General features: G+C 46.5%; 12 protein-coding genes. 10 read left to right on the top strand and 2 right to left on the bottom strand.

Going from position 1 to position 6777, the window contains the following annotated elements:
• Positions 1-239 precede the first annotated feature (239 nt).
• Positions 240-1397, bottom strand: coding sequence for a site-specific integrase (locus tag JUF21_RS11420; RefSeq protein ID WP_203664712.1), 1158 nt, complete (start codon positions 1395-1397; stop codon positions 240-242).
• A 112-nt stretch (positions 1398-1509) separates the two neighbouring features.
• Complete coding sequence (locus tag JUF21_RS11415) at positions 1510-2145, bottom strand: helix-turn-helix domain-containing protein (protein ID WP_203664710.1); 636 nt, start codon at positions 2143-2145, stop codon at positions 1510-1512.
• 134 nt (positions 2146-2279) lie between these two features.
• Here JUF21_RS11415 and JUF21_RS11410 point away from each other — a divergent pair, with 134 nt between their 5' ends.
• The 10 genes from JUF21_RS11410 to JUF21_RS11370 form a co-directional block, all read left to right on the top strand.
• Complete coding sequence (locus tag JUF21_RS11410; protein WP_203664708.1) at positions 2280-2558, top strand: helix-turn-helix domain-containing protein; 279 nt, start codon at positions 2280-2282, stop codon at positions 2556-2558.
• 67 nt (positions 2559-2625) lie between these two features.
• Positions 2626-2844: a hypothetical protein gene (locus JUF21_RS11405; protein WP_203664706.1), complete on the top strand. Its 219-nt coding sequence runs from the start codon at positions 2626-2628 to the stop codon at positions 2842-2844.
• Positions 2845-2854: 10 nt separating this feature from the next.
• Positions 2855-2989: a hypothetical protein gene (locus JUF21_RS12075; protein ID WP_255559903.1), complete on the top strand. Its 135-nt coding sequence runs from the start codon at positions 2855-2857 to the stop codon at positions 2987-2989.
• A complete protein-coding gene (locus JUF21_RS11400) occupies positions 2973-3164 on the top strand; it encodes a hypothetical protein (protein ID WP_203664704.1) in 192 nt (63 codons plus the stop codon). The genes JUF21_RS12075 and JUF21_RS11400 overlap by 17 nt, the downstream gene beginning before the upstream one ends.
• Before the next feature lie 46 nt (positions 3165-3210).
• Complete coding sequence (locus JUF21_RS11395; protein ID WP_203664714.1) at positions 3211-3504, top strand: hypothetical protein; 294 nt, start codon at positions 3211-3213, stop codon at positions 3502-3504.
• Entirely contained in the window at positions 3501-3689 is a 189-nt protein-coding gene (locus JUF21_RS11390; RefSeq protein WP_203664703.1) for a hypothetical protein, read from the top strand. Before JUF21_RS11395 ends, JUF21_RS11390 begins: the two co-directional genes overlap by 4 nt.
• On the top strand, positions 3673-4497 hold the full coding sequence (locus JUF21_RS11385) for a bifunctional DNA primase/polymerase (protein WP_203664702.1): 825 nt from the start codon (positions 3673-3675) through the stop codon (positions 4495-4497). Before JUF21_RS11390 ends, JUF21_RS11385 begins: the two co-directional genes overlap by 17 nt.
• Positions 4490-5914 carry a virulence-associated E family protein gene (locus JUF21_RS11380; RefSeq protein WP_203664697.1) on the top strand — a complete coding sequence of 475 codons (1425 nt, stop codon included), beginning with the start codon at positions 4490-4492 and terminating at the stop codon, positions 5912-5914. Before JUF21_RS11385 ends, JUF21_RS11380 begins: the two co-directional genes overlap by 8 nt.
• A gap of 272 nt (positions 5915-6186) precedes the next feature.
• Positions 6187-6528 (top strand): hypothetical protein, encoded by a 342-nt coding sequence (locus tag JUF21_RS11375; RefSeq protein ID WP_203664695.1) that lies wholly within the window; start codon positions 6187-6189, stop codon positions 6526-6528.
• Between the two features lie 13 nt (positions 6529-6541).
• Positions 6542-6777: phage head closure protein (locus JUF21_RS11370; RefSeq protein ID WP_203664693.1), on the top strand; the 236-nt coding region annotated here is incomplete at its 3' end.

Genomic DNA, 6777 nt, shown 5'->3' with positions numbered 1-6777 from the left:
TTAAAAAAAGAGTACCTAGACCAATTAAGGTCTAGATACTCTCATAAATTATGTTCAACTTCACTTGACGAAGAGCCAAAAAAATGCCCCATCAGCCGAAGCCGATGAGGTACGATTTGGTGCTTTCTGGGTGGTCAGGGGAAACGTAACTGTTTCACGTGAAACGCCTTAGCCATGCGGCCTAGAGCTGTTACCAACCAGCCTTAAAACTCCCGTGGTTTTCTCTGTGGTTTTCTAATTCAATTTTGCATATATTTGGCAAGTGCAGCAGTGGCCTCCGATTCTTGTTTCGCGCTGACATGAGCATACACGCCAAGCGTAATAGTCGGATCAGTGTGCCCGACCAACTTCTGTACCGAAGTGACAGGAACGCCGGCAATCAACAAGTTTGATATAAAACTGTGCCGAAACCCGTGGATAGTGATCCTTGGGGTGAGGTCATTATCATCTTGAATTTTATGCAGACGCTTTGAGGGCGTGTTCAATGACTGATAACCGTTTTTAGTATTGGTGAACAACAACTGGTCAGGCCCAATAGTATTGATGCCCAGTCTTAAGAACGATTTCTGCTGAATTCTGCGCCATCGCTTCAAGTACGCAATCGTTTGGTTGTCTACCGGAATTGTACGCCGCCCCGCTCGCGTCTTTGGCGCCTGAACTATTTGCCGTCCCTTATCGCCTTGCGTCAGTGTCTTGTTGACCTTCACGCTGTTGTCTTTGAAACTGACATCGTTCCAAGTCAACGCTAGTAACTCACCACGTCGAACACCGGTATAGGCTAATACCCTAAACATGACGAAAATGTCGAAGTGAGCTGCTTGGTCAATGCAAGAAAAGAAATGATTCATCTGTTCCTTAGTCCAGAAGTTCTCAGGCTCATCACCCGCCAGATCGTCATGGTGCGGTAGCACAACGGCTTTGGCTGGATTCTTGTCCATATACCCTTGCCGAACTGCATAGTCCATAACCGATGAAACATAGTTATACCAACGCTTATAGTTCGCTGACGTGAACTCGAACCACTGTTTGACAGCCTTCTGAACGTCCTTAGTGGTTATAGTGGCGATCCGCTTATCACCAAATGCCGGTAGAATATGGTTGTCAAACATGCCAGCCGTTCGGGCCCACGTAGATTCTCTTACCGTATTAATATAGTTTCCATACCACTCCTCATATACATCCCGAAAGAACACGGGTGTTGGCTTTTCTTCTTCTAAGTCACCGTTGCTGATTGCTAGTTCAAGTTTAGCTGCTGCAACAGTGGCTTCTTTTTTTGTCTTAAACCCTCGCCGCACCTTGTACTTCTTGTGGCCAGTCTGTGGATCATTACCAGCAAAGACCTGAACGCGCCAGAACTCTTTGCCGTCTTTCGTTGCGTACTTTTTAATTGATGCCATTTGCTTTCTCCTATCCGTCACGCTGGGCAGGCGGTGTTAGATTGGAGAGTTTCCCCCGAAATTGGGGAAAAGGTGGCGGCCGATTTTTCGGCCATGATATTAGATATAGAAATTAAGCGTGTTTTGCCGTTACTGCATCTAGAAGCTGTTCAAAAGAACTCATGAATTCAGACTTGACGTAGTCGACTTGCCCATCGTTCTTAACGATTGAACGTAATCCACTTAACAAAGCACCAAATGATGCCGACAGACCCCTATCCGAATGAAAACCATTGTAGAAAGCAGTACAGAGCTGAATTGCATCATTGATGGTCAGCATCTCAAAAGTATCCATCTTTTCTAAATCGAGGTTTTCAATACTATTAACTAACTGATTCATGGCGCGCAGGCGCATTTGATTCAGGGATTCAGTGGTGCTCATGGACTTTTTGATAGCAGATAATACTTTTTCTGCATCTTCTGGAGTTTTATTTCCATGTTTATAGTCATCAATAATTTTTTTTAGTTCTCGATTAGTCATCGTATGTGCGATGGTTTCATCAATTGCGATTGGATCACTCGATATCCCTTGGAGATATGGTATTGAAACGGATAAAACATTCGACAATTTTTGCCAAGTGTCGATTTTGGGCTCTCGGCTATTGTTCTCATAAAGGCTTATTGATTGACGTGTAACCCCGATCCTTTTAGCGAGATCAGCTTGAGATAAGCCTTTGTCTTTTCTGGCTTTCAAAATGTTATTTTGCATCTAATTACCACCTCTCTTCCTCGTTATCATAAAATTTTCTGCACGAAGTTGCAACTAATTGTTGACAGCAACATAATGTTGCAATAAGCTATAGATATCAAAGCAACAACTTGTTGCCGTGGAGGTGAAATGATATGGCTTCAATGAAAGCAGAACTATTGTTGTCCGAGGACTTCGACAAGCAACTACAAGATCGTATTCATCAGGAAGTGATCCAAGCGGTTAGTAAGCTTGTACCACAACATGATGAGCCTAAAAAGTTGAACATCGGGCAAGCAGCAGTATATGCCGGTGTGGCTCGTAACACACTGTTGTCTTGGACTAGAAAAGGTTTGCCGATGCAAGTGGTTGGTGGCGTTAAGCGGATCAATACCGTAGACATCGACAACTACATGAAGAACAACGGCAAGTAACCAGCTGGGCAGGCGGGCATGTAAGCAACTTATGACAGGCGCAGGAGCGTCAGGAAGGCACAACATCATGATATTTAACAGAGAAACACTAGGCTTCATCGCTGAACTTGCGAATGCAATCCGTGAACTGGACGAATCAAAGACTTACCCGATCGATACCGTAGACAAAAACGGCACACATACTATTCAAGTTTCATCAACGGAATATGCGAAGAGTCTAGCCGATACCATCTTCGATGAAATTGGTCAGAAAGTTGATGATGAATTCTTCGACACTTATATGTGAGGTGATGACGATGATTAACATCATTGCGTGGCTACTAAGCCACCCGCTCACCGTCCCAGCACTCTGCATGGCGTTCCTGATTGGGGCCGTCTGCGGTGCTTACGTTCAATTCTCGGAGGACGATCGTCATGCCAAAAATGGTTAGCACAAGGTTCGGATTTCAGTGGCGAGACTACGTGCAAGCCGATGCCGAGTGTGATCGGTACTGGCAAGCGCAAAAAGCCGAAAAGCGCTCACTGATTGAAGCCACAAAAAAATCGCCAAGAGTGGCAGCTCAAGGCGAGAAAAAGACAAGTGGAAAGATACGAATTCCTTTCTAGCTTGCCTTTATAAGTCGATTATGTCAACAAAATGGAGGCAATTATGATGAAAAATGTTTCAACTGCTGTTAAGAAGCCGTTAGATTTGAGCGATACGTTGTATGAATTGCGCAAGGCAAAAGGATCCTTGCTCGCCCTTTGCGATGAGCTAGATGAGTTCGGCAGCTTGGTTTGCCGGTTCGATGACGATCACTCGCACGACAATGCAGTATGGATAGCTTTAGAGGCTTCACGTGACTTTGATACGTGGAAATGTCTAATATTTTGTGCTCGAGATATTATCACCGACCAGATTACCGCTATTGACCCTCCAGAAGCTGATGAGGAGGCGAAAGCATGATGACGCAACCAGACATGGAAGCAGCTCAAGACTTGCTTAGAGAGGCTAGTTCTCTACTCATCATTCTAGGAAGAGAGCTTGAAGGCAAGCCATTAGAAGCATTGACCGATGCCACCGCCAATAAAGTCATCGATGCCCGACGCATTTTGATGGAAGGCGGTGATCCCGATGCCGACAATGCTTGAGATGGCCCTCTCGTACCAGCAACACGGCTTTGCCGTCTACCCCCTAGCACCAGGCACCAGAACGCCGCTCAAAGGCTCACACGGGTATAAGGACGCTACCACGGACCCTAAGCAAGCCGAGGCATGGTGGGGTGAACACCCTGACTACAATATCGGCCTAGGACTTGACGGCATGCTGGTATTCGACATTGACATGGGACACAAGAGTGCCGCTGATGGCAATGAATCACTAGCAAAACTAAGCGCTGATGGGCGCGCTGGCCAGATACCGTCTACCTATATTGAAACTACCCCAAACGGTGGACTTCATATGTTCTTCACCTATCCCAAGGAATTGAAGCTAACCAGTCGGGCCGATCTGTTCTCCAAGTCTGGAGAGAAAACCGGTCTCGATTACACGGCGCTGGGCGTGCCCGTCTATCCCAGCATGCGAGACAGCGGCATGTATAAACCACTAAAAGGGCACAAGCTGACCACGGTTGCCCCTGCTCCACAGTGGCTGCTAGACGAGATTCAGCGCGTCAACCATCCGAACCCGAATCTGGGTTCCGCTGCTTACACAGGAAAACGCTGGTCCGGTCGCCTGCTCGACGAGATGGTAGCCGGTACTGGAAATGGAAACCGCAACGACTTCTTAACTAGGATTGCTGGCAAGCTGTTCTTTACGGGTGCAGACCCAGTAACAGTGTATAACTTGCTGTTTACCACTAACGACAGCTACTTAGACAGCCCACTACCAGAGGCCGAAGTGAACAAGATTTTCAAGTCAGTATTGAAAGCCGAAGAGAGGAGGCGTGCCGTTGGTTAAAACAATGCCAGAAGATATTAAAGAGGAAGCTGACAAAGTGGTCAGTGTCGACTTTTCGGGCAAAGAGAAGTGGCGAGAAGAACTCAAGGTTGACGGTAACGGTGGGATCAAGAAAGATTCAGTCGTCAACCTACAACTGCTAATAGAACATGATCCTAGCTTTGCCGGAGTGATTGCATGGGACGACTTCTCAGAGTTACTCATCAAGACCAAAGGCGCAAAAGGATTACCAATCCGCAAAGGATTCTGGACCGATGAAGACGATGCTATCGTCCGCTCATACATTGAACGTAAGCACAATATATTGTTCAGTAAGCAAAACGAACAAGACGCGATGGTCAACATTGGCAAAGAGCAGTCGATCAACCCGGTTAAAGAATGGATCGAAACAGAACAATGGGACGGCACCCCGAGAGCTGAACGGTACTTCATCGACTACCTAGGTGCCGAGGACAGCGAATATACACGCATCGTGACGCGCAAGTGGTTAGCTGGTGCAGTGAAACGAGTCTACAAGCCCGGTTGCAAGTTTGAGCTCGTTCCAATTCTCGAAGGCAAACAAGGGCTAGGCAAGAGCACCGCTGCTCGTAACTTATTCCCGGAGAAGTTCAGCGATTCACTGAAATCGATGGGCAAGACCGATGAGGATTACAAGAAACTACAAGGCAACTGGGTCATGGAACTCGGTGAACTTTCCGCAATGAAAAAAACTGAGATTGAGTCGGCTAAGAGTTTCATTAGCGCCCAGTCTGATTCATACCGAGGGAGTTATAGCCATTACGTATACCCACATTTACGCAAGTGTGTGTTCATTGGTAGCACTAATCAACAGGACTACTTGAAAGACGCCACTGGTGAACGTCGTTTCTTCCCTATCAGATGTGGCGTTACAAAGCCCACAAAGGTGGTGTGGCGCAACGAAGAAAACGTGCCGAAGATCGATCACGACGTTCATCAGGTACTGGCAGAGGTCAAAACATGGGTTGATGCGGGTGAGAGTGTCTTTGCTGATGATAAGCTGATGCAACTGGCGAAACCATATCAACAGGAAGCAGAGACCGTGGACCCGATGAAAGAGGCCATTGAGGACTTCCTCAACATGAAAGTACCGTCGAATTGGGAAAAGCTGTCATTGAGCCTAAAATCCAGCTTCTTTCACACGCATATTGACCATAACGGCGATGTTGCTACTTGGCTACAACAACACTTAGATGCCGGTGAATTACAACCACTGCAACAAACCACAACAAGAGAAATCATGGAAGTGGTGTTTGACAAGTCAGTGGATCGTTACCTGATGGGGCGTACAAACTCTGACGCAAAACGGATCAAGCTCATTATGGACAACATGCCCGGTTGGCAAGCGCAACGAATCCGTATAGCCGGAGGGCAACCGCGTGGATACGTTCGACAGTAAACTTCCTATTTTTAACGTGGCACACGTGGCACACGCGGCACAATGCAGTAGTATCAACGCTTACAGCTATTTGATACGCGGCACAGACGTGGCACAAGACGGGGCATACGTGGCACATATTAATTCCGTGCCACGCGTGTGCCAGGTATGTGCCACGTAGAAGTTCAGAATTGGCACAGATAAACCCCGTTATATCAACGATGTTCCAGGTGTGCCACGTGTGCCACGTATAAAACAAACAAGTTTAAAACTATACGCGAGGAGAAATTAAAATGACAAAAACAGCATATCGCAGAGCAGCACTCTTAGACGTTAAACACGATCGGGACAAGTGGGCTGAACTTGGGGCACTTGTAAAAGAACACTACTTAGTTCGTAGCATGACACCAAAAGATTGGTTCATCATTGTTAAGCAACGTGAAGGCTATGAAATCGAAGTATATCCAACGTTTGAAATATCAGATGGTTTTCAATTCTCACACGTTAACCTATTGACGCGATCTCCATATGGAAGTATTAGCCACATTGCATACCATGAGCTTTGTTTCTCAGCAAGTGACACCATTAGTTCAATTGAACGCATGATTTGTCTTGCCAAGGATAAGAGATATTAGGAGCGTTAATCACATGAAGAACTATTCAATTGCCCGCCTGAACAAGGTGGCTGAAATCGGTAAGACAGTTAATCACAGGACTGGCGCAGGTATTAACATCTCTACATTTGAGCCGACTGGCACCCTGTTCTATGGATCATATAACCGCACCGTTACACAGACCTACCAGATAACTGGCACAGACTTAGAGGACACCATCGCCATCGTGGTACGTCACACTGACGCGCTAGACGACAGCATGATGATAAA

It is taken from the genome of Lacticaseibacillus sp. 53-4 (genome assembly GCF_016861805.1).
In the GTDB taxonomy this organism is placed as follows: Bacteria; Bacillota; Bacilli; order Lactobacillales; family Lactobacillaceae; genus Lacticaseibacillus.
This window is presented reverse-complemented; position numbering and strand designations above follow the sequence as displayed.